At 60.6% G+C, this 23,261-nt stretch carries 25 protein-coding genes; 15 read left to right on the forward strand and 10 right to left on the reverse strand.

Annotation, left to right across the window (positions count from 1 at the left end; all coding sequences use genetic code 11):
• Positions 1-78: 78 nt before the first annotated feature.
• The 4 genes from V5B39_RS04535 to V5B39_RS04550 form a co-directional block, all read right to left on the reverse strand.
• Complete coding sequence (locus V5B39_RS04535) at positions 79-384, reverse strand: YqjK family protein (protein ID WP_332341736.1); 306 nt, start codon at positions 382-384, stop codon at positions 79-81.
• Positions 365-775 carry a phage holin family protein gene (locus tag V5B39_RS04540; RefSeq protein ID WP_332341737.1) on the reverse strand — a complete coding sequence of 137 codons (411 nt, stop codon included), beginning with the start codon at positions 773-775 and terminating at the stop codon, positions 365-367. The genes V5B39_RS04535 and V5B39_RS04540 overlap by 20 nt, the downstream gene beginning before the upstream one ends.
• Positions 776-798: 23 nt before the next feature.
• Positions 799-1,119: a DUF883 family protein gene (locus V5B39_RS04545; RefSeq protein ID WP_034945290.1), complete on the reverse strand. Its 321-nt coding sequence runs from the start codon at positions 1,117-1,119 to the stop codon at positions 799-801.
• 170 nt (positions 1,120-1,289) lie between these two features.
• On the reverse strand, positions 1,290-2,072 hold the full coding sequence (locus tag V5B39_RS04550) for an exodeoxyribonuclease III (protein WP_332341738.1): 783 nt from the start codon (positions 2,070-2,072) through the stop codon (positions 1,290-1,292).
• 42 nt (positions 2,073-2,114) lie between these two features.
• Here V5B39_RS04550 and pyrE point away from each other — a divergent pair, with 42 nt between their 5' ends.
• Entirely contained in the window at positions 2,115-2,762 is a 648-nt protein-coding gene (gene pyrE, locus V5B39_RS04555) for an orotate phosphoribosyltransferase (RefSeq protein WP_332341739.1), read from the forward strand.
• The gene (locus tag V5B39_RS04560; protein ID WP_332341740.1) at positions 2,746-3,369 is read left to right on the forward strand and encodes a hypothetical protein; all 624 of its coding nucleotides are present in this window, start codon (positions 2,746-2,748) and stop codon (positions 3,367-3,369) included. Before pyrE ends, V5B39_RS04560 begins: the two co-directional genes overlap by 17 nt.
• A 138-nt stretch (positions 3,370-3,507) precedes the next feature.
• Here V5B39_RS04560 and gatB read toward each other — a convergent pair whose 3' ends face one another.
• The 3 genes from gatB to gatC all read right to left on the reverse strand — a co-directional run bounded on the left by gatB (position 3,508) and on the right by gatC (position 6,816).
• Positions 3,508-4,959 carry an Asp-tRNA(Asn)/Glu-tRNA(Gln) amidotransferase subunit GatB gene (gatB, locus tag V5B39_RS04565; protein WP_332341741.1) on the reverse strand — a complete coding sequence of 484 codons (1,452 nt, stop codon included), beginning with the start codon at positions 4,957-4,959 and terminating at the stop codon, positions 3,508-3,510.
• A 94-nt stretch (positions 4,960-5,053) separates the two neighbouring features.
• Positions 5,054-6,523: an Asp-tRNA(Asn)/Glu-tRNA(Gln) amidotransferase subunit GatA gene (gene gatA / locus V5B39_RS04570; RefSeq protein ID WP_332341742.1), complete on the reverse strand. Its 1,470-nt coding sequence runs from the start codon at positions 6,521-6,523 to the stop codon at positions 5,054-5,056.
• On the reverse strand, positions 6,520-6,816 hold the full coding sequence (gene gatC, locus V5B39_RS04575) for an Asp-tRNA(Asn)/Glu-tRNA(Gln) amidotransferase subunit GatC (protein ID WP_332341743.1): 297 nt from the start codon (positions 6,814-6,816) through the stop codon (positions 6,520-6,522). The genes gatA and gatC overlap by 4 nt, the downstream gene beginning before the upstream one ends.
• 102 nt (positions 6,817-6,918) lie before the next feature.
• Here gatC and V5B39_RS04580 point away from each other — a divergent pair, with 102 nt between their 5' ends.
• From V5B39_RS04580 to V5B39_RS04605, 6 genes are all read left to right on the forward strand, one after another.
• Positions 6,919-7,962 carry a rod shape-determining protein gene (locus tag V5B39_RS04580; RefSeq protein WP_332341744.1) on the forward strand — a complete coding sequence of 348 codons (1,044 nt, stop codon included), beginning with the start codon at positions 6,919-6,921 and terminating at the stop codon, positions 7,960-7,962.
• A gap of 54 nt (positions 7,963-8,016) precedes the next feature.
• The gene (mreC, locus tag V5B39_RS04585) at positions 8,017-8,949 is read left to right on the forward strand and encodes a rod shape-determining protein MreC (protein ID WP_332341745.1); all 933 of its coding nucleotides are present in this window, start codon (positions 8,017-8,019) and stop codon (positions 8,947-8,949) included.
• A 5-nt stretch (positions 8,950-8,954) separates the two neighbouring features.
• On the forward strand, positions 8,955-9,479 hold the full coding sequence (mreD, locus tag V5B39_RS04590) for a rod shape-determining protein MreD (protein WP_332341746.1): 525 nt from the start codon (positions 8,955-8,957) through the stop codon (positions 9,477-9,479).
• Positions 9,480-9,583: 104 nt separating this feature from the next.
• On the forward strand, positions 9,584-11,458 hold the full coding sequence (gene mrdA / locus V5B39_RS04595) for a penicillin-binding protein 2 (protein WP_332341747.1): 1,875 nt from the start codon (positions 9,584-9,586) through the stop codon (positions 11,456-11,458).
• Positions 11,459-11,461: 3 nt separating this feature from the next.
• The gene (gene rodA / locus V5B39_RS04600) at positions 11,462-12,568 is read left to right on the forward strand and encodes a rod shape-determining protein RodA (RefSeq protein WP_332341748.1); all 1,107 of its coding nucleotides are present in this window, start codon (positions 11,462-11,464) and stop codon (positions 12,566-12,568) included.
• Complete coding sequence (locus V5B39_RS04605) at positions 12,565-13,635, forward strand: septal ring lytic transglycosylase RlpA family protein (protein ID WP_332341749.1); 1,071 nt, start codon at positions 12,565-12,567, stop codon at positions 13,633-13,635. Before rodA ends, V5B39_RS04605 begins: the two co-directional genes overlap by 4 nt.
• On the opposite strand, the gene V5B39_RS04610 is transcribed toward V5B39_RS04605, so the two are convergent.
• Positions 13,636-14,550, reverse strand: coding sequence for a GAF domain-containing protein (locus tag V5B39_RS04610; protein ID WP_332341750.1), 915 nt, complete (start codon positions 14,548-14,550; stop codon positions 13,636-13,638).
• A 197-nt stretch (positions 14,551-14,747) separates the two neighbouring features.
• On the opposite strand from V5B39_RS04610, the gene V5B39_RS04615 reads away from it, so the two are divergent.
• From V5B39_RS04615 to lipA, 4 genes are all read left to right on the forward strand, one after another.
• Positions 14,748-15,881 (forward strand): D-alanyl-D-alanine carboxypeptidase family protein, encoded by a 1,134-nt coding sequence (locus V5B39_RS04615; RefSeq protein ID WP_332341751.1) that lies wholly within the window; start codon positions 14,748-14,750, stop codon positions 15,879-15,881.
• Between the two features lie 68 nt (positions 15,882-15,949).
• Entirely contained in the window at positions 15,950-16,219 is a 270-nt protein-coding gene (locus tag V5B39_RS04620; protein ID WP_332341752.1) for an HP0495 family protein, read from the forward strand.
• Positions 16,220-16,278: 59 nt separating this feature from the next.
• Entirely contained in the window at positions 16,279-16,899 is a 621-nt protein-coding gene (lipB, locus tag V5B39_RS04625; protein ID WP_332341815.1) for a lipoyl(octanoyl) transferase LipB, read from the forward strand.
• Positions 16,896-17,888: a lipoyl synthase gene (lipA, locus tag V5B39_RS04630; protein WP_332341753.1), complete on the forward strand. Its 993-nt coding sequence runs from the start codon at positions 16,896-16,898 to the stop codon at positions 17,886-17,888. The genes lipB and lipA overlap by 4 nt, the downstream gene beginning before the upstream one ends.
• Before the next feature lie 17 nt (positions 17,889-17,905).
• Here lipA and V5B39_RS04635 read toward each other — a convergent pair whose 3' ends face one another.
• Positions 17,906-18,457: a YqaA family protein gene (locus V5B39_RS04635; RefSeq protein WP_332341754.1), complete on the reverse strand. Its 552-nt coding sequence runs from the start codon at positions 18,455-18,457 to the stop codon at positions 17,906-17,908.
• 199 nt (positions 18,458-18,656) lie between these two features.
• Between V5B39_RS04635 and V5B39_RS04640 the strand changes: the two genes are divergently transcribed.
• Genes V5B39_RS04640 through V5B39_RS04650 form a run of 3 tightly spaced genes read left to right on the forward strand, consistent with a single transcriptional unit; the run spans position 18,657 to position 21,907 of the window.
• Positions 18,657-19,208 carry a septal ring lytic transglycosylase RlpA family protein gene (locus V5B39_RS04640; protein ID WP_332341755.1) on the forward strand — a complete coding sequence of 184 codons (552 nt, stop codon included), beginning with the start codon at positions 18,657-18,659 and terminating at the stop codon, positions 19,206-19,208.
• Positions 19,209-19,264: 56 nt separating this feature from the next.
• On the forward strand, positions 19,265-20,413 hold the full coding sequence (gene prpC, locus V5B39_RS04645) for a bifunctional 2-methylcitrate synthase/citrate synthase (protein ID WP_332341756.1): 1,149 nt from the start codon (positions 19,265-19,267) through the stop codon (positions 20,411-20,413).
• Between the two features lie 42 nt (positions 20,414-20,455).
• The gene (locus V5B39_RS04650; protein WP_332341757.1) at positions 20,456-21,907 is read left to right on the forward strand and encodes a bifunctional 2-methylcitrate dehydratase/aconitate hydratase; all 1,452 of its coding nucleotides are present in this window, start codon (positions 20,456-20,458) and stop codon (positions 21,905-21,907) included.
• Between the two features lie 16 nt (positions 21,908-21,923).
• Here V5B39_RS04650 and V5B39_RS04655 read toward each other — a convergent pair whose 3' ends face one another.
• Entirely contained in the window at positions 21,924-23,252 is a 1,329-nt protein-coding gene (locus V5B39_RS04655) for a reprolysin-like metallopeptidase (protein ID WP_332341758.1), read from the reverse strand.
• Between the last annotated feature and the right edge of the window lie 9 nt (positions 23,253-23,261).

Below are 23,261 nucleotides of genomic sequence, written 5' to 3' on the forward strand. Positions count from 1 at the left end.
CTTCAGGTAGCCGGTGAGGGGAGGGCAGACAAGGGAAGGGATGCGATTCCCTGATTCGATTGGCGTGGCAAGGGATGCTCAGGCCGAGATCCCGATCTGTTTGCGCAGCATGCGCCAGGTGCGCCAAACGAAAAAAACTCGCTGGCTCCATCGCCAGACGCGACGCGGTTGCAGCACGACCAGCACAGCGACGCCGACGGCGACCATTTCCGGGTGTTGTTTGATGTAATCACTGCTCTGGCGAATGCCGGCAATGGTTCGGTCGGCTCTGGCCAGACCTGTGCCCAGCGGTTGCAGTTGCTGGCCAAGGAGTTGGCGCTGGCTGCTGATACGTTCGATCAGTCTGCCGCGCTCAATGGCCAGGTCAATCAGCTCTTGGTTCATGGCTGGCAGAGCCTTTCATCTGGCGAAGATCCTCTGCGAGTTCGGCAACGCTGGCCGCGAAGGGTTGATGGCGGGTGCGCAGCGAACGTCGCAGGGCCGCGTAGGCAAACCCTCCGCTGGCCAGGGAAATGACAGTGAAGGCGCTCAACAGGAGCACCCGGTTTTCCCAGAACACGACGACCAGCAAGGTGATTGCCAGGATCGTGCCGACCATCAGGGAAAACGCCACAACTTGCGACAGGAGCAGGACACGGACGGCACGCAGCTTTTCTTCCTTGAGGTCGTTGCCCAGGAGTTCGAGGCGCGTGCGTCCGATGGCCAGCAGGGTGGCGGCACCGTTCCTGGTGGCCGCCAGCAGGCCGCCGCTTGCGCTGCCTGGTGTCTCGCTCATGACTGTCAGACGGTTGCGGTTGATTAGCGACGACCGATGATCACTCCGAGCAGCAGACCAACGGCTGCAGCAACGCCGACAGCACGCCAGGGATTTTCGTGCACGAAGTCGTCAGTGGCGCGCGCCGCGGCCTTGGTGCGGTCGACCAGAGCCGCTTCGGCATCTGCCAGGCGGAGCTTGGCGTCGCGCAGCCGCTCGCCGATGCGTTCGCGCAGATCGCCCATTTTGTCGCCGGCAACGCCAGCGGTGGCACGCAGGATTTCTTCTGCGTCGGCAACGACGACCTTCATGTCGGAGACGAGTTTTTGTTTGCTGGCGGCGGAAAGTTCGGTAACTTCGGACATGATGAACCTCACAGGGGAAAGTGATGGCAGGAATGGCGAGGGTGCAGGGGCAAACCTCAACGAAGTTCCCAGATTATAGAAATCACTCGCGGAGAGCAATCCATAAAAGCTGTTGCGCTGCACCAGGACCTCCGTTCCGGGCAGGCGCCAGCTCGCTCTCGTCGATCGGTCTACAGTGAATAGTCATAATCGATGGTCAAGGGTGCATGGTCGCTGAACCGTTGCTCCTTGTAGACCGATGCGCTGCGGGCCTTGCCGGTGATCGCGGCCGTCGCCAGTTGATAGTCGAGCCGCCAACCGACGTTCTTTGCCCAGGCCTGACCACGGTTCGACCACCAGGTGTACGACTCGCCCGTGCTGTCGGGGTACAGACTGCGGTATACGTCGCACCAGCCGCCTTCGTCGAGCAATCGGCTTACCCAGGCACGCTCCTCGGGCAGAAATCCGGAGTTTCTGCGGTTGCCTCGCCAGTTACGGAGGTCAATTTCCTGATGGGCGATATTCCAGTCGCCTCCGATGATGATGTCGCGCCCGCTCGATGCAAGTTCGACGAGATGCGGATAGATCAGGGCCATGAATCGGAATTTCGCTGCCTGCCGTTGCTCGGAACTGGAACCCGAGGGCTGATAAAGCGAGATGATCGAGAGATTCCCGAAATCAGCACGCAAATAGCGCCCTTCGCGGTCAAATTCGTCGCTTCCCAGTTCGTCGAATAGCCGCTCCGGTCTGTGGCGGGACCATAGACCGACGCCGCTGTAGCCCTTTTTCTCGGCGCAGCGATAGTAGGCATGGAAGCCCTCGGGGGCTTGCATGGTTTCGCAGAGATCCGCCGCATGTGCCTTGATCTCCTGGAGGCAGATGATATCCGGATTGTGGGCCCTGGCCCAGGGGAGAAATCCCTTGCGCCATGCCGAACGAATACCGTTGAGGTTCAACGTAATGATGCGTAACATAGAGGGTCGATGCCCGAAGCGGCTTTCATCCGAGATTGGTTTATGGACTTTCGTCAGGAATTCATCGAGTTTGCCGTCGCTCAGGAGGTGCTGCGTTTTGGCAGTTTCACGACCAAGGCGGGACGGCTTTCACCCTACTTTTTCAACGCCGGCCTGTTCAACAACGGCGTGGCACTGGGTCGTCTGGCGGAATTCTACGCGCAGGCGATCATCGCCGGTGGGATCGTCGTCGATGGCCTGTTCGGGCCGGCGTACAAGGGCATCCCGCTGGTGGCTGCGATCGCCGTTGCCCTGGCACGGACAGGGCGCAACCTGCCGTTCTCGTTCAATCGCAAGGAGGCCAAGGATCACGGCGAAGGCGGTAGCATCGTTGGTGCGCCATTGGCTGGTCGCGTGCTGATCATCGACGACGTGATCAGCGCCGGCACCTCGATTCGCGAATCGGTGGCGCTGATCCGTGCTGCCGGTGCTTCACCCTGTGGCGTGGTCATCGCGCTGGATCGCATGGAGCGCGGCAGCGGTGAAAGGTCGGCGGTGCAGGAAGTCGAACAGGATTATGGTATTCCGGTGCTGGCCGTCGCCAACCTCGACGATCTGATGAGCTTTCTTCGGGAGCATCCGGATTTCAGACAGCACGAGGTTGCGATGGCGCATTACAGACAGGCATACGGCCTTGCACGCGGCAGTTAGCTATGCTCTCCTGCTGCTGGCGTTGACCGGCGGGGATGCGAGCTTTGCCGCCGCTTCGATCTTCTGTTGCACGGATGAACAGGGTAGGCCGGTGTGTGGCGACGTTTTGCCGCCGGCCTGTTATACGCGTGCCTATCGCGAGCTGGGTACTTCCGGTCGGGCACGGACTGTCGAGGCGCCGCTGACTGCCGAGCAGCGAGCCCAGCGTGCCGCCGAGGAAAAACGGCGTAGCGAGCAGGAACGGGCGCTCAAGGAGCAGCGGCGCAAGGATCAGGCCCTGCTCAATACCTATGGCAGTGAAAAAGATATCGAAGTCATGCGTAGCCGCGCCGAGCGAGACCTGAATGCAGCGATTCAGGCGGCGCAGGACAGGATCACGGAGATCCGCAGGTTGCGCAAGAAGTTCGAGGATGAAGCCGAGTTCTACAGAAACCGGCAGTTGCCGGCAGACGTGGCCAAGGGCCTGCGTGATGCTGATCAGGAGATCAGGGCACAGGAGTCGGTCATCGAGTCCAAGAAAAAAGACCAGGAAACGATTCGGCAGAAGTACGACGAGGATCTGCGCCGCTTTGTCGAACTTTCGAAGCGGCCACCGGTGCGGCCCTGAGTGGTGTGCTTGACCGTTAATGTGAAAGTCGCGTATGCGACTCACGAACCTCCCAACCCCTCCTCGCGGGGGAGGGGTTGGGAGAGAAGGAAACGGTCATGACTTTCATGATCGGGGTGCCTGGAAAAGTCATGACCATTAGCCGAGTTTCCTGCGCAGCAGGTCGCTGACGCGCTGTGGGTTGGCCTGGCCGCGCGTCGCTTTCATGACCTGACCGACCAGTGCGTTGAAGGCCTTTTCCTTGCCGGCCCTGAATTCGGCAACCATCGCCGGGTTGGCGGCAAGCAGGTCGTCGAGCAACCTTTCCAGAGAGCCGCTGTCACTGATCTGCTGCAGGCCCTGCCGGGCAATGATCTCGTCTGCCGAACTGCCCTCGCCGTTCCACAGGGAATCGAAAACCTTTCTGGCGATATTGGTCGAGATCGTGCCGTCGCCAATGCGGGCGATCAGGCCGCCGAGTTGTTCTGCCGAGACCGGCGATTCGCCGATTTCGCGGTCTTCCTTGTTGAGGCGGGCGGCCAGGTCGACCATGACCCAGTTGGCGCAGCTTTTGGCGTTTGCCTTGCCGGCCATGGCTACGGTGGCTTCGTAGTAGCCGACCAGTTCAAGCGAACTGGTCAGAACCCTGGCGTCATAGGCGGAAAGCCCGTGGTCGGCCATCAGGCGCTCGCGTTTGGCGGTTGGCAACTCGGGCAGTTGTGCACGAATCTGCTCGACCCATGGGCGATCGATAACCAGCGGCAGCAAATCCGGATCGGGGAAGTATCGGTAATCGTGGGCATCTTCCTTCGAACGCATGGCGCGTGTTTCACCGCTGACCGGATCGAACAGGACCGTTGCCTGCTCGATTCTGCCGCCATCTTCAAGGGTGGCGATCTGCCACTGCACCTCGTAATCGATGGCTTGCTGCATGAAGCGGAAGGAGTTCAGATTCTTGATTTCCCGGCGAGTACCGAAATGCGGCTGGCCGACGGGGCGTACCGAGACGTTGGCATCACAACGGAAGGAGCCCTCCTGCATGTTGCCATCACAGATGCCGATCCAGCGCACGAGCGCGTGCAAGGCTCGGGCATAGGCGACCGCTTCGGCGGAAGAACGCATGTCGGGTTCGGTGACGATTTCCAGCAAGGGTGTTCCGGCACGGTTGAGATCGATTCCCGAGTGCTCCCGGAAATGCGGCCCCAATCCTTCATGCAGGGACTTGCCGGCATCCTCCTCGAGGTGGGCGCGGGTCAGGGAAACCGTCTTTTCGCTTTCGCCGACCTGAATCGCCAGCTTGCCGCCCAGCACCACCGGCGACTCGTATTGGCTGATCTGATAACCCTTGGGGAGATCCGGATAGAAGTAGTTCTTGCGTGCAAAGACCGAGTGCCGGGCAATTTCGGCACCGACCGCGAGGCCAAAGCGAATTGCGCAGACTACGGCGCCCCTGTTCAGCACCGGCAGGACGCCAGGCAGGGCGATGTCGACCGCGTTCGCCTGGATGTTGGGGGCGGCACCAAAGGCAGTCGAACTGCCCGAGAAAATCTTGGCCTGGGTAGACAACTGCGCGTGCGTTTCGATACCAATGACGACTTCCCACTGTTTCATCACTGCTGACTCTTTCTTCAAGAAGCGTTGGCGAAGTACCTGCCGGTACTGGCCGGAAAAGGGCACGCCGACGGCGTGTGCAGACTGCCGTGCCTCAGTCAAATCCGTCTGGCCGCCGCAAGTGCCAGGCGTTTGCCTGCTGATAGCGGTGGGCGATGTTGAGCAGCCGGGCTTCGGCGAAATAGTTCCCGATGAGTTGCAGACCGACCGGCAAGCCGCCGGCAAAACCACAGGGGATTGAAATTCCGGGCAGGCCGGCGAGGTTGACGGCAATCGTATAGATGTCCGACAGGTACATCTGCACCGGATCGGCCGCTTTTTCGCCGAGCTTGAAAGCGGTACTCGGACTGGTCGGCCCGATGATCACGTCGCATTTCTGGAAGGCGCTGGCAAAATCGTTGGCAATCAGGCGACGGATGCGTTGCGCCTGCAGGTAATACGCATCGTAGTAGCCGTGCGACAGGACATAGGTACCGATCAGTATGCGCCGCTTGACCTCGTCACCGAAGCCCTGCGCGCGACTCTTGCAGTACATGTCGTTGAGATCCTGGTACGCCGGTGCCCGATAACCGTAGCGAACGCCGTCAAAGCGCGCCAGGTTCGAACTCGCTTCTGCCGGGGCGATCACGTAGTAGGCGGCCACTGCAAGGCCCATGCTCGGCAGGCTGATGGCAACGGTCTCGGCGCCAAGTTGGCGGTATTCACCGATGGCCGCTTCGACCAGTTGCATCACTTCGGGACTGCAGCCATCGCCAAAAAACTCTTCCGGCAAGCCGATCTTCAATCCGGCCAGTGGTTTTGCAGTCCTTGCGGCATTGATTTCACGGCCGTAATCTTCAATTGGGCGGTCGAGACTCGTCGAATCGCGTTCGTCGAAGCCGGCCATGGCGTTGAGCAGGAGGGCACAGTCGGCAGCCGAGCGGCCAAGCGGTCCGGCCTGGTCGAGTGAGGACGCAAAGGCGACCATGCCGTAGCGCGAGATGACGCCATAAGTGGGTTTCATCCCGGTCAGGTTGCATAGTGCCGCCGGCTGGCGAATCGATCCGCCGGTGTCGGTGCCGGTGGCTGCGGGTGCCAGGCGTGCGGCGACCGCAGCGGCCGATCCGCCGGAAGAGCCACCGGGAACGCGGCTGTCGTCCCAGGGGTTGTGTACCGGCCCGTAGAAGGACGTTTCGTTCGACGAACCCATCGCGAATTCGTCCATGTTGGTCTTGCCGAGCATTACGGCACCGGCGGCCTGAAAGCGGGCAATCACTGCGGCATCGTAGGGGCTGACGAAATTGCTCAGCATCTTCGACCCACAGGTGGTCAGCCAGCCCTTGGCGCAGAAGATGTCCTTATGCGCGATCGGGATGCCGGTCAATGGTCCTTCTGTGCCCCTGGCCAGGCGCTCGTCGGCGGCGCGCGCCTGGGCAAGACTGCGGGCCGGATCGACGGTAATGTAAGCATTGAGTGGTGGATTGTGGCGAGCGATCCGGTCAAGGTACAGTTGCGTCAGCTCGACGCTTGAAATTTCCTTGTTTGCCAAGGCGGTCGCCATCGCCTGGAGGCTGTACTCAATCATTCGATGACCTTTGGCACCAGGTAGAGTCCGCCCTCGGTTTCTGGTGCGATGGCCTGGAAAGCAGTGCGCTGGGCAAGCTGATCCGACTCGGTGACCCGATCGGCGCGTAGACGCTGCGCCACCTCCTGGGCATGCGCCATGGGCCCGATGCCTTGCGTATCAACGGCCTGCATCTCTTCGATCAAGCCAAAAATCTCGTTCAGATGGCCGAGTGTGCGATGTGCTTCGACATCACTGATTTCGATTCGGGCGAGGTGGGCGACGCGCCGGACCTGTTCTAGCGTAAGCGACATGGGCGGAAATTACCAAGTTGTTAAATGAGTAGGCCATATAAGGTATCATAAAAGTTTTTCCAACCGCAGCCCTTGCTGTGGGCCATCACGGATTTATCAAGCATGATCAGTTTTCTGCGCAGTTATTTTTCCAACGATCTGGCGATCGATCTAGGCACGGCCAATACGCTGATCTATGTGCGATCGAAAGGAATTGTCCTCGACGAACCATCGGTGGTCGCCATTCGTACGCAGGGTGGGCCGAGTTCCAAGAAAACGATTCAGGCGGTCGGCAAGTCAGCCAAGGAAATGCTTGGCAAGGCGCCTGGGGCGATCACGGTGATCCGACCGATGAAGGATGGCGTGATCGCCGATTTCACGGTCACCGAGCAGATGCTCAAGCAGTTCATCAAGAAGGTTCACGACTCGCGGCTATTATCGCCGTCACCGCGGATCATCATCTGTGTGCCTTCGGGTTCGACACAGGTCGAGCGCCGTGCGATTCGCGAATCGGCGATCGGTGCCGGTGCGAGTCAGGTATTTCTGATCGAGGAGCCGATGGCGGCGGCGATCGGCGCGGGTCTGCCGGTGTCCGAGCCGACGGGTTCGATGGTCGTCGACATTGGCGGCGGGACTACCGAAGTCGGCGTCATTTCGCTCGGTGGCATGGTCTATGCGGGTTCGGTACGCGTCGGTGGCGACAAGCTCGACGAGGCGATCATGAACTACATCAGCCGCAACTACGGCATGCTGATCGGCGAGAACACCGCGGAAAACATCAAGAAGAATATCGGTTCGGCGTTTCCCGGCGCCGAGGTGCGCGAGATGGAGGTTTCGGGAATCAACAAGGCCGAAGGCATTCCGCGCAAGTTCACCATTTCCTCGAACGAAATTCTCGAAGCACTGACCGAGCCGTTGAACAGCGTCGTTTCGGCGGTCAAGTCGGCACTTGAAAAGACCCCTCCCGAGCTTGGCGCCGACATTGCCGACAAGGGGATGGTGCTGACCGGGGGGGGCGCACTGTTGCGCGACATCGATCGTCTGCTGATGGAAGAGACCGGTCTGCCGGTGATCGTTGCCGAGGAGCCCTTGACCTGCGTTGCCCGAGGCTGTGGCATGGCGCTTGAAAAGATGGATAATCTCGGGAGCATTTTCGCTTCCGACTGATGCGCTGTGGTGCGTGGTGTGATTGCCGCACCTTGTCAACTCCAGGCCTGATTGATGGACCACCAGCCGCCACCGTTTTTCAAGCGCGGGCCGGCACCTTTGGCGCTGCTGTCGTTCTACGTTGCGCTGTCGGTTGCACTCCTGGTGGTCGACGCGCGCCTGCAAACGCTGGAAGTGTTGCGGCAGGCGCTGTCCATGTTCACTCATCCGGTGCAACATCTGGCTCAGCTGCCAGCGCAGTTTCTCGATAACGCCGGGAATTATTTTGTCAGCGTGTCACGTTTGCAGGATGAAAATGCCCAGTTGAAACGCGCCCGCCTTGACAACGTGGCGACGCTGCTGCGCACCCAGCACCTGGAAGTCGAGAACCAGCGTCTGCGCAATCTGCTCGGTGTCAAGGAGCGGCAGCAGGCGAGCGGTCAACTGGCACAGATCCTCTATTCGGCACGCGACCCCTATTCGCGGCGTATCGTCATCGACAAGGGGCAGCAGGACAAGGTGGTTGCCGGGCAGCCGGTGATCGATGATGCAGGCATCGTCGGTCAGGTGACCCGAGTGTTTCCCTTCGTCGCTGAAGTCACGCTGATTACCGACAAGGAGCAGGCGGTGCCTGTACAGATCGTTCGCACCGGCTTGCGCTCGGTGGTTTTTGGTCTGGGCAATGGCCAGCTCGAACTGCGTTTTCTGCCGGCCAACGCCGACGTCAAGGATGGCGACGTGCTCGTGACCTCGGGACTGGATGGCATCTTTCTGCCGGGCTTCCCGGTCGCCAGGGTGGTGCACATCGAACGGGATACCTCGTACTCATTTGCCAGGATCTTTTGCATGCCCTTGGCCGGCGTCGAGAACTTCAGCGAAGTGATGATTCTCGACCCGCGTCCGGCGGTGGTCTTGCCAGAGCAACTGGTCAGGGAGGCTGCCGGTCGGGAAGCCAGGTCATCGGTGCGATCCGGACCGGCCAAGAAGAAACGTCTGAAAAAGGACTGAACCCGATGCAGACCAGCAGCTATTCCTCATCGCGAATTCTCTTGCCGGTACGCCCGTGGTTCATCGGCTTCAGCTTGCTGGTGGCGCTGCTGCTGAATTTCCTGCCGACCACCGTCTGGCACGGTGTGCCCGACTGGCTGGCTTTGTTGATCGTTTTCTGGAGCATTCGCGAGCCACGCCGAGTCGGCATGGGCTTGGCTTTCGTTTTCGGTGTGGCCATGGACGTTGCCGATGCCAGCCTGCTCGGACAACACGCGCTGGCCTATGTCCTGGCAGCTTACGGCGGGTCCTCGCTGTCGCGCCGGATCCTGTGGTTTCCACTCGGGCTGCAAGCCTTGCAGGTCCTGCCGCTGCTCCTGCTGGTTCAGCTGGTGCAGTTCAGCGTACGCCTGCTCACCGGCGCCGATTCGCCGGGCATCAGCTATTTCCTCGGACCCGTTTTCGGGACGCTGCTGTGGCCCTTGCTAACCTTCGTCCTGCTGCTGCCGCAGCATCAGCCCGTGGACCGTGATGCCAACCGGCCGCTCTGAGTCCGTGAGGTGCTGTCGGCGCCGTGTTCGCCGATATGCGGGACAGTGGTCATTGATCCGACGTCATCGCTGAGGGTTTCACCTTGCTGGCTGGTCAGTTACCGTTGAATGCCACCGATCGCGAACTGTCTCGCTTCCGCTTCCGGATCGCCCTGGCCGGGGTTGCGGTGTTCGCGGCTTTCGTTGTCCTGATCGTGCGCTTCGTCCATCTGCAGGTGCTGCAGCACGCCTACTACACCACCCGCGCCGAGGACAATCGGATTTCCCTGGTGCCGATCGTTCCCAACCGGGGTGTCATCGTCGATCGCAATGGTACGGTCCTGGCCCATAATTACTCGGCTTTCACGCTGGAGATTACGCCCTCGAAGGTCGCGGACCTCGAAGCGACGATCGAAGGTCTGGGCAAGGTGATCGAGGTTCTGCCCAAGGATCGCAAGCGTTTTCGCAGGTTGCTCGAGGAGAGCAAGAATTTCGAAAGCCTGCCGATTCGCACGCGCCTGAGTGAGGAGGAAGTCGCTCGCTTTGCAGCCAACCGTTATCTCTTTCCCGGTGTCGAGGTCAAGGCGCGTCTGTTCCGCCAATATCCGCTGGGTCCGATCGCCGCGCACGCCATCGGCTATATCAATCGAATCAACAAGCGCGACCTGGAGATCATCGAGGAAAACGAACAGGCGGCAAACTATAAAGGCACCGACCACATTGGCAAGACCGGACTGGAACAGAAGTACGAATATCAGTTGCATGGTCAAACCGGCTATGAACAGGTCGAAATCGATGCGGGCGGACGGGCCATTCGCAGTCTGTCGCGGACAGCACCGGTACAGGGCAACAACCTGACTCTGACGCTCGACATCAAGCTGCAGGAAATGGCCGAAAAGGCCTTTGGCGACCGCCGCGGCGCGCTGGTGGCGATCGAGCCCGCGAGCGGAGGCATTCTGGCGCTGGTGTCCACTCCTTCCTTCGACCCCAATCTCTTTGTCGATGGCATCCGCAGCGACGACTGGGATCTGCTCAACAACTCGCCAGACAAACCGATGCTCAACCGCGCACTGAACGGCGCCTATCCGCCGGGTTCGACCTTCAAGCCGTTCATGGCCCTGGCAGCGCTGGAAACCGGCAAGCGCACGCCCGGACAGACGATTTCGGACCCCGGCTTCTTCAATTTTGGCGGGCACCAGTTTCGCGATGACAAGAAGGGGGGGCACGGCAGCGTCGATATGTACAAGTCGATCGTCCATTCCTGTGATACCTACTACTACATGCTTGCCAACGACATGGGCATCGACAGCATCGCTCGCTTCATGGGGCAACTGGGTTTCGGTCAACGCACCGAGGTGGATATCGAGGGGGAATCGGAAGGTGTGCTGCCGTCGCCGGAGTGGAAGAAGCGTCGTTTCAAGCGACCCGAGCAGCAGAAGTGGTTTGCCGGTGAAACGATCTCGATCGGCATCGGTCAGGGTTACAATGCCTACACCCCGATCCAGCTGGCGCAGGCGACCGCCACCATTGCCAACAATGGGGTCATGTTCCGGCCGCACCTCGTCAAGTACATCACCGATAGCCGAAGTGGCGAGCAGACGATGATCGAGCCGGAGCCGCTGCGCATCCTGCCGTGGAAGCGACAGAATGTCGAGACCATCAAGAAGGCCATGATCGGCGTCAACACCGCGGGCACTGCCGCGCGCGCTTTTGCCGGTGCCAGCTATGTCTCGGCAGGCAAGACCGGCACGGCGCAGGTTTTCAGCCTCAAGGGCGCGGAGTACCGGGCCTCGAGTGTCAAGAAGGAGTTGCGTGACCATGCGCTGTTCATTGCGTTTGCGCCGGCAGACCAGCCGAAGATCGCGTTGGCCGTGCTGGTGGAAAACGGGGGCTTCGGTGCCCAGTCGGCGGCACCGATCGCACGCATGGTTTTCGATTACTATCTGCTTGGCAAGCTGCCCAAGGGGGCAGCGCGGGAAGACGATGTCGAGGAGGACTAGCTGATGTTGCCGCCGTTGCTGCACCGGATCTGGGTGCGCCTGGTCGAACACCTCGACGGGCCCTTGCTGCTGCTTACCGCATCGATCATGGCGACTGGTCTGGCCACCGTCTACAGTGCCACCTACGACGCCAGCAATCGCCTGCTGGCGCAGGCCGTGAACATGGCGGTGGGCTTTTGTGCGATGTGGCTGGTGGCGCAGTTGCCGCCGCAGAAACTGATGGGTTTCGGTGTGCCGCTCTACGTGCTCGGCGTGATCCTGTTGATTTGCGTATTTTTCTTCGGGGTCAAGGTGAATGGGGCAAGACGCTGGTTGTCGCTCGGGTTTACCCGCATCCAGCCCTCCGAGGTGCTGAAGATTGCCGTGCCGCTGATGCTCGCCTGGTACTTTCACAAGCACGAAGCGATGCTCCGATTCCGCCATTATTTCTTTGCCTGTCTGCTGCTGCTCGTCCCTTTCGCGTTGATTGCCAAGCAGCCTGACCTCGGAACGGCGATTCTCGTCGGGGCTGCCGGCTTTTACGTCATCTTTCTGGCGGGTCTGCCCTGGCAGGTGATCTTTGGCCTGTTCGCTGCGGCTGCGGCGGCAGCACCTTTCGTATGGACGATGCTGCATGACTACCAGCGCAAACGCATCCTGACCTTGATCGATCCGGCCAGCGATCCGCTTGGGGCGGGCTATCACATCATCCAGTCGACCATTGCCATCGGCTCAGGCGGCACATTCGGCAAAGGCTGGCTGGAAGGTACGCAGACCCACCTTGAATTCATCCCCGAGCGCCATACCGACTTCATCTTCGCCGTTTTCTCCGAGGAGCGCGGTTTGCTCGGCAACAGCATTCTGGTGCTGCTCTACTTTCTGTTGATTGTCCGTGGCCTGATGATCGCCGCCAATGCCTCGACACTGTTCGCGCGTGTCATGGCCGGCTCGGTGACGCTGAGCCTGTTCACCTACGTGTTCGTCAACATGGGCATGGTCAGCGGCATTCTGCCGGTGGTCGGGGTGCCGCTGCCGTTCATGAGTTATGGAGGAACGGCGCTGGTGACCCTGTCGGTTGGGATCGGCATCCTGATGAGCATCCAGACGCACCGGATGCTGGTTCGAAAATGAGGCGCGCGGAGTGTGGACTGGCTGGGCTGGCACTGGCCAGACGGCTGCCGTACACCGCGGCACTGTGCCTGTTGCCATGGCTCCTCGCAGCCTGTGGTGGTCAGCCATCGCGTCCGGCCGAGTCGGGATCGCGTACGACCGAGCCGGCCAAGGCACCGGCGAAGATGGTCAGGAAGACGAACGTCCTGCAGAAGCGGGGGGGTGCCTATTACAAGGACGATGGCCCGGGCGACGAGTTCCCCGACAATCTCGACGAGATTCCCGACGCACAGCCGCGCCTTGAACCGCTGCATCGCTTTGCGAACCGGCCGTATGTCGTTCTCGGCAGGGCCTACGAGCCGCACGCCAGTCTCAGACCCCATCAGGAGCGTGGTGTGGCGAGCTGGTACGGCAAGAAGTTTCATGGGCAACCGACGTCGATCGGTGAACCCTACGACATGTTCTCGATGACGGCCGCACACCCGACCCTGGCGATTCCCTCGTATGCCCGTGTGACCAACGTCAGCAATGGCAAATCAGTGGTCGTGAGAGTGACCGATCGCGGCCCCTTCCATGCCGATCGGATCATCGACCTCTCGTATGCAGCCGCTTATCGATTGGGTTACGTGGATAACGGCAGTACCCAGGTTGAAGTCGAGTCGATTCTGCCCGTCGGCGCGACGACGATGAGCTACGCGCAGGTGATGCCGACGCCACGCCCAGCGCGAGCGATGGTCAACCCGGTGGAACGAGACGAGATTGAACTGCTGGCGGCCAGACTGGGGTCCGACAAGGCGGTCACGCCATCCCCGCTGGTGAATGCGACGCCGGTGGTGGCTACCGCGTCCGTAGGCCTGCGCGGCGTCTTCCTGCAGTTGGGGGCTTTCGTCAGCGCCGAAAATGCCGAAAGCCTGCGCTCACACCTGTTGCGTGAACTGGACTGGCTCAACGAAGAGATCCAGGTCAACGCCGGTGGCGGTATGCACCGCGTTCATCTGGGTCCGTATCCTAGCCGCGTCGATGCCGAAAAAGTGGCCGAAAGGATTCGTCTGGCGCTTGGGTACAAGCCTACCCTGGTGGCGCGCTGATCAGCCGTCGTCGTCAAGCGGGCGGAATACTCCCTGCACGACTTTCTTGCCTTGCTCGAGCTGCACCACCTGGCTCCTGATTTCGAGCGGAATGCGCTTGCCGTCGCGAGCGAGCATTTCACTGCGTACCGACTCGACGCCAGTGGTCCTGGCCAGCCGCTTGCACAGATCTCGAATGTTCAGGCTGTCGCCGTAGTGATGGGCGACTTCATTGGGTTGAACGCCGAGAAGCTGTTGCAATGGTCGACCGAAGAGTTTTTCCGCCTGAGGGTTGGCTTCGAGAATATTCCCGGTATGGGCATCGGAGATCAGGATGGCGTCACGCGCACTCTCGAACAGGGCGCGTCGCAGGTGGTTGGCGTCGCGCAGTTCTTCCTTGATCGAAAGCAGTTGGTTTTGCAGCAAGGCCTGGCTGACCAGACTGGCGACCGCATGAGCAAACAGTCGTTGCACCGAAGTCCAGGCTGAGTGCGGTCCAACACGCTCGATGCAGAGCACGCCCTGCAATTCGCCATCGGCATGAATCGGCGAGTTGATGACGGCACTGATGCCGTTCAACAGCAGATAGTCGTGGCTGAATTCCTGAGTGGACGGATGTTTCATCGCGTCATCGGCAACAATCGGTTCGCCCTTCTCAAGGGCCCGGAAATATTCCGGGTAGCGAGCCGCGCGCAGTGTCAAGCCGCTGCTATGCCGGTCGCGGGACAGCTCATAGAGATTGATGCATTCGAGGTTTTCTCCTTGCGCATTCAAGCCCCATAGACTGACGCGCTCGATATTCAGTATCCGGCTGGTGGTGGCGGTGAGCTGGCGCAGGGTTTCGTCGAGGTGATGTCCGGCAAATCCTCGTCTTGAGAGTTGCGCAAACGCGCCTTGCAGGTCAAGGGAGCTCGAAAGGGGTCGGAAGAGTGGCAACAATGGAGTCCAGCAGCGCCCGCTTGCACGGGTATTTACATCCGGAAAAGTGCCTCTACTGTACGTTCAGGTCGGCCTGCCAGGATGTAAAGTAAATCACGGAAGTGAGGAATCTCCTGGCTAACCGGGTCGCAAAACGCATACGGATATGGCCGGAATGGCTTGCTATAATCGCCGCTTTGCCAAGAAACCCAACCATGCTCACGCTCCGATCCCTGCTCTTCGTTCTGTTTTGTCTTCCCCTTCTGGCCAGTGCCCAGCAATTGCCGACGCCGCCGGTTCTGGCAGCCAAGTCATGGCTGCTGGTCGAATCGGCGTCTGGACAGGAACTGACCGGACAGGCAGCTGATCAGCGCCTCGAGCCAGCATCACTGACCAAGCTGATGACCGCCTATCTGAGTTTTGCGGCGATCAGGCAGGGGACGATCAAGCTTGATCAGGCCGTACCGGTTTCCCAGAAAGCCTGGAAAACAGGCGGTTCGCGAATGTTCATCCAGGTCGGCACAGAGGTCAAGGTTGAGGATCTGTTGAAGGGCATGATCGTCCAGTCGGGCAACGATGCCTGTGTCGCACTGGCCGAAGCCATTGCCGGCGACGAAGGGAACTTCGCGCAGATGATGAATCGTGAGGCGCAGAGGCTGGGCATGAAAGGGTCGAGTTTTCGCAATTCTAGCGGCCTCCCCGATCCGCAGCACTACACGACGGCACGCGATCTGGCGATTCTGGCTGACGCCCTGATTCGTGATTTCCCCGAAGAGTACGCCAGGTACTACTCGATGAAGGAGTTTCGCTACAACAACATCCGGCAGCCGAATCGCAATCGCCTGCTGTATATCGACCCGACCGTCGATGGCCTCAAGACCGGTCACACCGAGGCGGCAGGCTATTGCCTGGTCTCGTCGGCAAAACGGGGATCACGTCGCCTGGTTTCGGTGGTGCTCGGTGCGGCATCGGATAGCGCGCGCGCGCAGGAATCGCTGAAGCTGCTCAACTTCGGCTTCCAGTTCTACGATGCCGTTCAACTGTATGCGAAGAACGAACCGGTGAGCACGCTGAAGGTCTGGAAGGGCAAGGAGAATACGGTCAGAATTGGCTTTCCCAAAGACCTTGTCATGGCCGTGCCCAAGGGTTTCGGCCCCAAAATCAGGACCGAACTCGTTACGCAGCAGCGGCTGATGGCGCCGGTCGCCTCCGGGCAGGTTCTGGGTACCCTGAAGGTCAGCATCGATGACAAAGCTTACGGGGATTACCCGGTGCTGGCGCTTGAGGAGGTTCCGGCAGCAGGCATGCTTGGCCGCATGATCGACAGCGTCCGTCTCTGGTTTAACTGACATCCGCAGGCGAGATTCGTGAGTCGCTGACGCGACTTTCACATCAACCAAAACGAGCCGGAGCACCGATGTCTGACGATACTGACAGCCTGTTCGAGTTTCCTTGTGCTTTCCCGCTGAAGATCATGGGGGCGGCCAGCGATGCCCTGGTGCAGGCGGTCCTCGAAGTCGTGCTGCGGCAGGCGCCGGATTTCGATGTCGCGACGATGGAGGTGCGTTCTTCATCGGCCGGCAACTATCTGAGCCTGACCTGCACCATCCATGCCACCAGCAGAGCGCAGCTCGACACGCTCTATCAGGAACTGAGCAGCCATCCGCTGGTCAAGATCGTTCTGTGAAGCCGGCCGGTCAGTGCGGCCCTGTCGATTCGGATGGCTTCGACAGCGATCCGGTGTCGATCGCCAGCTCGCTGCGGGTTCGTCATCTTGGCTACACCGATTACCAGCAGACCTGGCAGCAGATGGTCCGCTTTACGGCTGCACGTAGCGAACAGACGGTCGACGAACTGTGGTGTTGCGAGCATTCACCGGTGTTTACCCTGGGTCAGGCGGGTAAACCGGAGCATCTGCTGGCTGACCTGGGCATCCCGCTGCTGAAGACCGACCGGGGTGGCCAGATTACCTACCACGGTCCAGGTCAGGTGGTGATCTACCTGTTGCTGGATCTGAACCGAAGGAGGCTGAAAGTGCGTGAGCTGGTAGCGGCGATCGAGCAGGCGGTGATCGATCTGCTTGCCGAGTATGGCGTCGTTGCCGAGCGGCATGGCGGTGCGCCGGGGGTCTATGTGGGCGTGGCCAAGGTGGCGGCGCTCGGTCTGCGCGTCCGCAAGGGGTACTGTTACCACGGCGTCAGCTTGAACGTTGCGATGGACCTGTCGCCGTTTGCGGCAATCAACCCCTGCGGCTACCCTGGCCTGCCGGTGACGCAGACACGCGATCTCGGCATCGCGCTGACTCCCGCACAAGTGGCCACGGCGCTGGCCGGACATCTCGCGGGACAACTGGAGTGCAGGCAATGAGCAGTCAGGATGATGGGCAGGCAGGGCAGGGGGCAACAAGAGCAGGTGCCAGGATCGCCGGCGTCAAGGAAAGGGGTGAACTGAAAACGGCTCGCATTCCCATCAAGATCGTTTCGCAGACGCCACAGCGCAAGCCTGACTGGATTCGAGTCAAGGCGGGTAACGATGCGGGTCGTTTCGGTGAAATCAAGAAAATGTTGCGCGAACAGAAACTGCATACCGTCTGTGAAGAAGCCGCTTGTCCCAACATTGGCGAATGTTTCGGCCGCGGTACGGCGACCTTCATGATCCTCGGTGACATCTGTACGCGCCGCTGCCCGTTTTGCGACGTCGGCCACGGCAAGCCGCTGGCACCCGACGTCAATGAACCGGCCAATCTCGCCGACAGCGTTGCCCGGCTCAAACTTCGCTACGTGGTGATCACCAGCGTCGACCGCGATGACCTGCGTGATGGCGGCGCGCAGCATTTTGTCGAGGTCATTGCCGAAGTGCGGCGCAGATCGCCCGGCACAACCATCGAGACGCTGGTTCCCGATTTCCGGGGCCGTATGGAGCTTGCCATCGAGGTGTTCGGGCAGGCGTTGCCCGACATTCTCAACCACAACCTGGAAACGGTGCCGCGCCTGTATCGCCAGGCCCGGCCTGGCGCCGATTACGCGCATTCACTGGCTTTTGTCAAAGGCTTCAAGGAGCGCTATCCGCAGGTGCCGACCAAATCGGGACTGATGGTCGGCCTTGGCGAGACCGACGACGAGATCCTCGAGGTGTTGCGAGACCTGCGTGCCAACCACGTCGATATGCTGACGATCGGCCAGTACCTGGCACCTTCCGGCCATCACTTGCCGGTGCTGCGCTACGTTCATCCCGAGACCTTCAGGATGTACGAGCGGGAGGCGTTGGCGATGGGCTTCACCGGTGCTGCCTGCGGCCCAATGGTGCGCTCCAGCTACTGGGCGGATGTGCAGGCGCACAGCGCCGGTATGGCCTGATCCGGGGTGTCTGCTGCTCAGCCGTAGCGGATGAAGCGCGCCGGATAGCGGGCCGTGGCCCAGGCCAGAAACAGATATTTGACCGTCTTGCCGATGCCGACTGCGATCAGGATGCCCAGCGTCGACACCTCGGCCAGCGCGCAGAAGAGCAGTGCGGGGGTCTGTGGGATCGGCGACCCGGCAATGATCAGCATGGCAATCAGACCCCAGCGCTGCAGCCATTCGCTGGCCGTTTGCCAGGCCTGCGAGTGCAGCAGTTCCGGGTAGTGCGAGACGATGAATTCCGACCCGAGGTACCGGAAGATCTCGACCAGTGCGGCGGCGCCACAGCCACTCGCGATGCCGCAGAGCAGGCCGAGCGTGCGCCAGCGCCTGGGTGAGAGCAGTACCGCCGGGATCAACACGGCGACGAAAGGAAAGGTGAAGGTCATCGTCGATGAGAAGGCGATCGCCGTCACCACCAGCGAATAGTAACGATGTGCCACGCTGCGCATCAGCAACCGTCGCAACCAGTCAGGAACAGTGTGCGTATTCATGCGGTCGAGCAGCCCGGCCGATCGATTTTGCATGCGCCGGCGGTGCGCGGCAGTCGCGCGGGCGCCAGCTCGATCGACGGGCGACTTGTGCGCGTGCCAACGCGCAGGATATGCTTACGCAGGCAAAGCTGGAGCTTTGCCAATTGCCACCGGGGAGTCACCATGCGACACCTTGCAGGAAGAGTCGGAATTGTAAGCGTTCTCTTGATCAGCAAGCAGGCGGTGATGAGGCTTGTTGACCGGTCTGGCCTACCATCGTTTTGGCTCTTGCGGCCACCTTGAGGAGTCAGATCCTTTGAAACTTGTTTTTGTCGTGCTGGCTTCGCTTCTTTCTGGATTTGCTTTCGGAGATTCCTTTCCAGTCCTGGGTTCGCCGGGTGAATGGCCTGATACGTCACCGATCCTGAGCGGACGAGCCAGCTTTTACGGGACCGCTTTTAGCGGGCGCAAGACGGCCTCTGGCGAGCATTTTGATCACCGGACCATTTCCGCAGCAAGCAATCGCTTTCCCATGGGCGCGCTGGTGGCTGTTCGCCGTGTCTTGTCAGCGCGTTGCGTGGTGGTCAGGATCAATGATCGGATGGGACATCGCAGCCGGCTGATCGATCTCTCACGTGAGGCGGCGGTACGTCTCGGCATGATCGAGGCCGGTGTGACCGAAGTGGAAGTCGTGGCGTTGCCGAAATACCTGAAAGGCCACGAGAACGCCTGTTCGCTCGCCTTCATGCCTCCGCCACACCTGCATGTCAGCGACGAGCCAGGTACAGGGATGGCAAAGAAGTGAGCGTGCGTGCATAGCCACAAGCCGAATGACTCGTCAACAAGGGGAGGGGATACGAGATGAAAGAGGGGGAACTGTCCAGGGTCAAGAAGTCAGTCGCGTTGTCCGGTGTGGTTGCCGGCGACACGGCGATCTGTGCGGTAGGGCGCATCGGCAATGATCTGTATTACCGTGGTTATGATGTGATTGCCCTGGCCGAGCATGCCACTTTCGAGGAAGTGGCCTATCTGCTGCTCTACGGACGCTTGCCGAGTCCGACCCAGCTCAACCAGTACAAGAAGAAGCTCAAGACGCTGCGTGGATTGCCAGTGATGCTGCGACCAATGCTGGAGAGCCTGCCGGCCTCGGCGCATCCGATGGACGTCTTGCGTAGCGGATGTTCAGCGCTCGGCACGATTCTGCCGGAAGCGCAGGATCATAACCCCGGTGCGGCGCGTGAGATCGCCGACCGGCTGATTGCCAGCTTCGGATCGATGCTGCTCTACTGGTATCACTGGTCGCATAACGGCCGGCGCATCGAGACCGAGACTGATGATGACTCGATCGCCGCGCACTTTCTCCACCTCTTGCGGGGCAAGGCCCCGACGGCGCTGCAGGCGAGCAGTCTCGACAAGTCCCTGGTGCTTTATGCCGAACACGAGTTCAATGCTTCGACCTTTACTGCCCGGACGATCACTGGCACCGGTGCCGACCTGTATGCAGCGATCAGTGGTGCGATCGGCGCGCTGAGTGGCCGTCTGCACGGCGGTGCAAACGAGGTTGCTTTCGAGATCCAGAGCCGCTATAACGACGCCGAGCACGCCGAGCAGGACATCAACCGCCGCCTCGAGAACAAGGAAATCGTCATCGGTTTCGGTCACCCCCTGTATACCATCTCCGATCCGCGCCACAAGGTCATCCGCGCCGTTGCCCAGCAATTGTGTACTGCGGGAGACAACCGGGTGCTGTTCGACATCGCCAGTCGAATCGAGGCCGTGATGTGGGAGCAAAAGCGCATTTTTCCCAATGTCGATTGGTTTTCGGCCGTGGTGTATCACATGCTGGCCGTTCCAACACCGATGTTTACCCCGCTGTTTGTCATTGCCCGTACCAGCGGCTGGGCAGCGCACGTCATCGAGCAACGCATCGATGGAAGAATCATCCGCCCCTGGGCCAACTACGTTGGACCGGAGGAGCAGAAGTTTGTCACTCTGTCAGAACGATGCTGAGCATTCCGCGGGGCAGTTGCTCCGCAGCAAGAGAAAACAGACATGAGCACACGCATTCCCGCCACACCTCCCGCACCGGACCAGGTACTGGTCGATATTGCCGACTACGTTCTCGACTTCAAGATCGAGTCGAGAGCGGCTTTTGAAACGGCGCGCTATTGCCTGATCGACGCGCTCGGTTGCGGTCTTGAAGCGCTTGCCTACCCGGCCTGCAGCAAACTGCTCGGGCCGATCGTTCCAGGCTCCGTCGTCCCTGACGGTGCCCGTGTTCCCGGTACCGTATTTCAACTCGACCCAGTGCAGGCGGCCTTCAACATCGGTACGCTGATTCGCTGGCTGGACTTCAACGACACCTGGCTGGCCGCCGAATGGGGGCATCCCTCGGATAATCTCGGGGGCATTCTCGCGACTGCCGACTGGCTGTCGCGGACCCGCATCGCCAGCGGGCAGGCGCCGCTACTGATGCGCCAGGTCTTGGAAGCGATGATCAAAGCCTATGAGATCCAGGGGGTGCTATCCCTCGAAAACAGCTTCAATCGCGTCGGGCTGGACCACGTCCTGCTGGTCAAGGTGGCGACTGCTGCGGTATGCACCTGGCTGATGGGCGGTGGGCGAGAGCAGGTCATCAATGCCGTTTCGCAGGCCTTTGTCGATGGTCAGCCGCTGCGCACTTATCGGCACGCGCCAAACACCGGTTCGCGAAAATCCTGGGCAGCGGGCGATGCCACCGCGCGCGGTGTATTGCTGGCGCTCATGTCGTGCAAGGGTGAAATGGGTTATCCGTCGGTGTTGACTGCCCCGACCTGGGGCTTTTATGAGGTTCTGTTCAAGGGACAGCCGTTCCGCCTGTCGCGTCGGTATGGCAGCTATGTGATCGAGAATGTGTTGTTCAAGATCAGTTTTCCAGCCGAGTTCCACGCTCAGACGGCGGTCGAGTGTGCGGTGGAACTGCATTCGCAGGTGCGTGGACGGATTGACAGGATTGCCAGGGTACTGATTCGCACCCATGAATCGGCGCTGCGCATCATCGACAAGCAGGGGCCGCTCTTCAATCCCGCCGACCGCGACCACTGCCTGCAATACATGGTTGCTGTCGCGCTGATCAAGGGACGGCTGACTAGCGAAGACTACGAGGATGCGGCTGCCGCCGACCCGCGTATCGACGCGTTGCGTGCGAAGATCGAGGTCCGCGAAGAACCCAGGTTTTCGGCGGACTATCTGGACCCGTCCAAGCGCTCGATCGCCAATGCCGTGCAAGTCGTGTTCGCCGACGGCAGCCGAACCGCAGAACTGGTTTCCGAATATCCGTTGGGACACTGTCGACGCCGCGCCGAAGGGATTCCGGTACTGGTCGAGAAATTCCGGACTCATCTGGCACGCCGGTTTTCCCCGGCACAGCAAGACCGCATCGAAGAGTCTTCGCGCGATGTGTACCAACTGGGCACGCTGGCAGTGCACGATTACCTCGACCTGTATGCCCAATATGTGCACTGATCGGTTCTCTATCACATCAGACAAAACCGATGCCGACTTCGGAGAGACCCACAAGGTCGATATTGGCCGCGTTCTGAGCAGTTTCAGCAGCCAGCACGCCCAGGCTGGCCGGCGTATACGCGCCGCTTTCGAGCAGGCTGGTGAAGAAGGCCAGCGTGTCGGGCGAGGGCGCGCTGCCGATCACGTTGGTGTATAGCAAAGTCACCACCGCCTGGTGGCTGGCGCCGGCGCCGAGCCGGGCATCCAGCGCAAGTTGCATCAGGCTTTGGTAGGACATGCCGCCATCGAGCAGACCAAGCCCGATGCCGACATAGGCAGGATTGTCGACTGCGGCTGCGCCGAATACGGCCCCCAAGACTTTGGCGGTGGTGCCGGCATGGCCGTCGATGTCGATCGCCAGCTTGTGGTCGGCAAAATGCAGGCGTTCGATGCCGTACAGGAAATCGTGGCCATCTTGGCCGGCAGTGTCGCTTACCGACCAGTGACCGTTCGTCATGGCTAGCGCATAGTGGTCGGCAGGGCCGTTGTAATGGGCGGTGTCCTGACCGATGCCACCGCTCAACTGATCGTCGCCGGCCAGGCCTTCGAGCACGTCGTTACCGTTGCTGCCGGTCAGGGTATCGGTGCCGCGAGTGCCCATCAGATACTGCCCGCGGCTACCCTGGCCGAGTGCCTTGCCCAGGCCGTCACCCCCATAGAGAAACCTCAGCGCTGCAATATCGTAGGGCGAATAGTCGCTATAGGGCCCGCCGGCATGGTTATAGGACATCAGTGTGTTCGCCGTGTGGTCGTCGGCCTCGCTCAGCCGCACACTGCCCGAAAAGGGGTGCTTCAACCCCAGCGCATGGCCCAACTCGTGCAGGAGCACCTCGTAGCCGGCCGAGCCGGCAGCGGGGGCGTGGTTGCTGGCTGCGAAGTCGGCGTTGTCAAGGTAGATGTAGGCGTCCGCCGTGTACGTAATGATCGTGTTGTCGCCGTCGAACGAGTAGTGGCGGCGCGTTGAGCAGATGCCCGCGGTGCTGCTGCTGGTGATGATGTCGGCGGCAGCGAAATAAAGATCGGCCACAGCGCCGTCGGCGGTGGCCACGAAGGTGATGCCGGTGATCTGTGTCAGCCGGTTGAGGGCCTGCACCGCGGCCGCCTGTTGCGTGGCATTGAAAGCCACTGGTGCAGCACTGATCGTACTGCCGATGTCGCGGCTGTTGCCGTCGTTCAGTGCGAAGGTATAGAAGAGCGTGTTGCGAGCGGGAGCCACCCAGTTCCAGCCGGGGCCGCTATCCAGGAGGGCATCGATATGGATCAGGCCGGACGCGGCCTGCGTATTAATGTCGGTGACGGTGGTCATGTGATGTTC

The sequence above is a fragment of the Accumulibacter sp. genome (genome assembly GCF_036625275.1).
Taxonomy (GTDB): Bacteria; Pseudomonadota; Gammaproteobacteria; order Burkholderiales; family Rhodocyclaceae; genus Accumulibacter.

What these genes read in the sequence shown, in the direction of transcription:
- V5B39_RS04540 (WP_332341737.1), bottom strand. Translation starts at nt 775, where the DNA reads ATGAGCGAGACACCAGGCAGCGCAAGCGGCGGCCTGCTGGCGGCCACC.
- gatB (WP_332341741.1), bottom strand. Translation starts at nt 4,959, where the DNA reads ATGAAACAGTGGGAAGTCGTCATTGGTATCGAAACGCACGCGCAGTTG.
- V5B39_RS04535 (WP_332341736.1), bottom strand. Translation starts at nt 384, where the DNA reads ATGAACCAAGAGCTGATTGACCTGGCCATTGAGCGCGGCAGACTGATC.
- V5B39_RS04655 (WP_332341758.1), bottom strand. Translation starts at nt 23,252, where the DNA reads ATGACCACCGTCACCGACATTAATACGCAGGCCGCGTCCGGCCTGATC.
- gatA (WP_332341742.1), bottom strand. Translation starts at nt 6,523, where the DNA reads ATGATTGAGTACAGCCTCCAGGCGATGGCGACCGCCTTGGCAAACAAG.
- V5B39_RS04635 (WP_332341754.1), bottom strand. Translation starts at nt 18,457, where the DNA reads ATGCAAAATCGATCGGCCGGGCTGCTCGACCGCATGAATACGCACACT.
- mreC (WP_332341745.1), top strand. Translation starts at nt 8,017, where the DNA reads ATGGACCACCAGCCGCCACCGTTTTTCAAGCGCGGGCCGGCACCTTTG.
- V5B39_RS04545 (WP_034945290.1), bottom strand. Translation starts at nt 1,119, where the DNA reads ATGTCCGAAGTTACCGAACTTTCCGCCGCCAGCAAACAAAAACTCGTC.
- lipA (WP_332341753.1), top strand. Translation starts at nt 16,896, where the DNA reads ATGAGCAGTCAGGATGATGGGCAGGCAGGGCAGGGGGCAACAAGAGCA.
- mreD (WP_332341746.1), top strand. Translation starts at nt 8,955, where the DNA reads ATGCAGACCAGCAGCTATTCCTCATCGCGAATTCTCTTGCCGGTACGC.
- gatC (WP_332341743.1), bottom strand. Translation starts at nt 6,816, where the DNA reads ATGTCGCTTACGCTAGAACAGGTCCGGCGCGTCGCCCACCTCGCCCGA.
- V5B39_RS04615 (WP_332341751.1), top strand. Translation starts at nt 14,748, where the DNA reads ATGCTCACGCTCCGATCCCTGCTCTTCGTTCTGTTTTGTCTTCCCCTT.
- V5B39_RS04580 (WP_332341744.1), top strand. Translation starts at nt 6,919, where the DNA reads ATGATCAGTTTTCTGCGCAGTTATTTTTCCAACGATCTGGCGATCGAT.
- prpC (WP_332341756.1), top strand. Translation starts at nt 19,265, where the DNA reads ATGAAAGAGGGGGAACTGTCCAGGGTCAAGAAGTCAGTCGCGTTGTCC.
- rodA (WP_332341748.1), top strand. Translation starts at nt 11,462, where the DNA reads ATGTTGCCGCCGTTGCTGCACCGGATCTGGGTGCGCCTGGTCGAACAC.
- pyrE (WP_332341739.1), top strand. Translation starts at nt 2,115, where the DNA reads ATGGACTTTCGTCAGGAATTCATCGAGTTTGCCGTCGCTCAGGAGGTG.
- V5B39_RS04650 (WP_332341757.1), top strand. Translation starts at nt 20,456, where the DNA reads ATGAGCACACGCATTCCCGCCACACCTCCCGCACCGGACCAGGTACTG.
- V5B39_RS04605 (WP_332341749.1), top strand. Translation starts at nt 12,565, where the DNA reads ATGAGGCGCGCGGAGTGTGGACTGGCTGGGCTGGCACTGGCCAGACGG.
- V5B39_RS04550 (WP_332341738.1), bottom strand. Translation starts at nt 2,072, where the DNA reads ATGTTACGCATCATTACGTTGAACCTCAACGGTATTCGTTCGGCATGG.
- V5B39_RS04620 (WP_332341752.1), top strand. Translation starts at nt 15,950, where the DNA reads ATGTCTGACGATACTGACAGCCTGTTCGAGTTTCCTTGTGCTTTCCCG.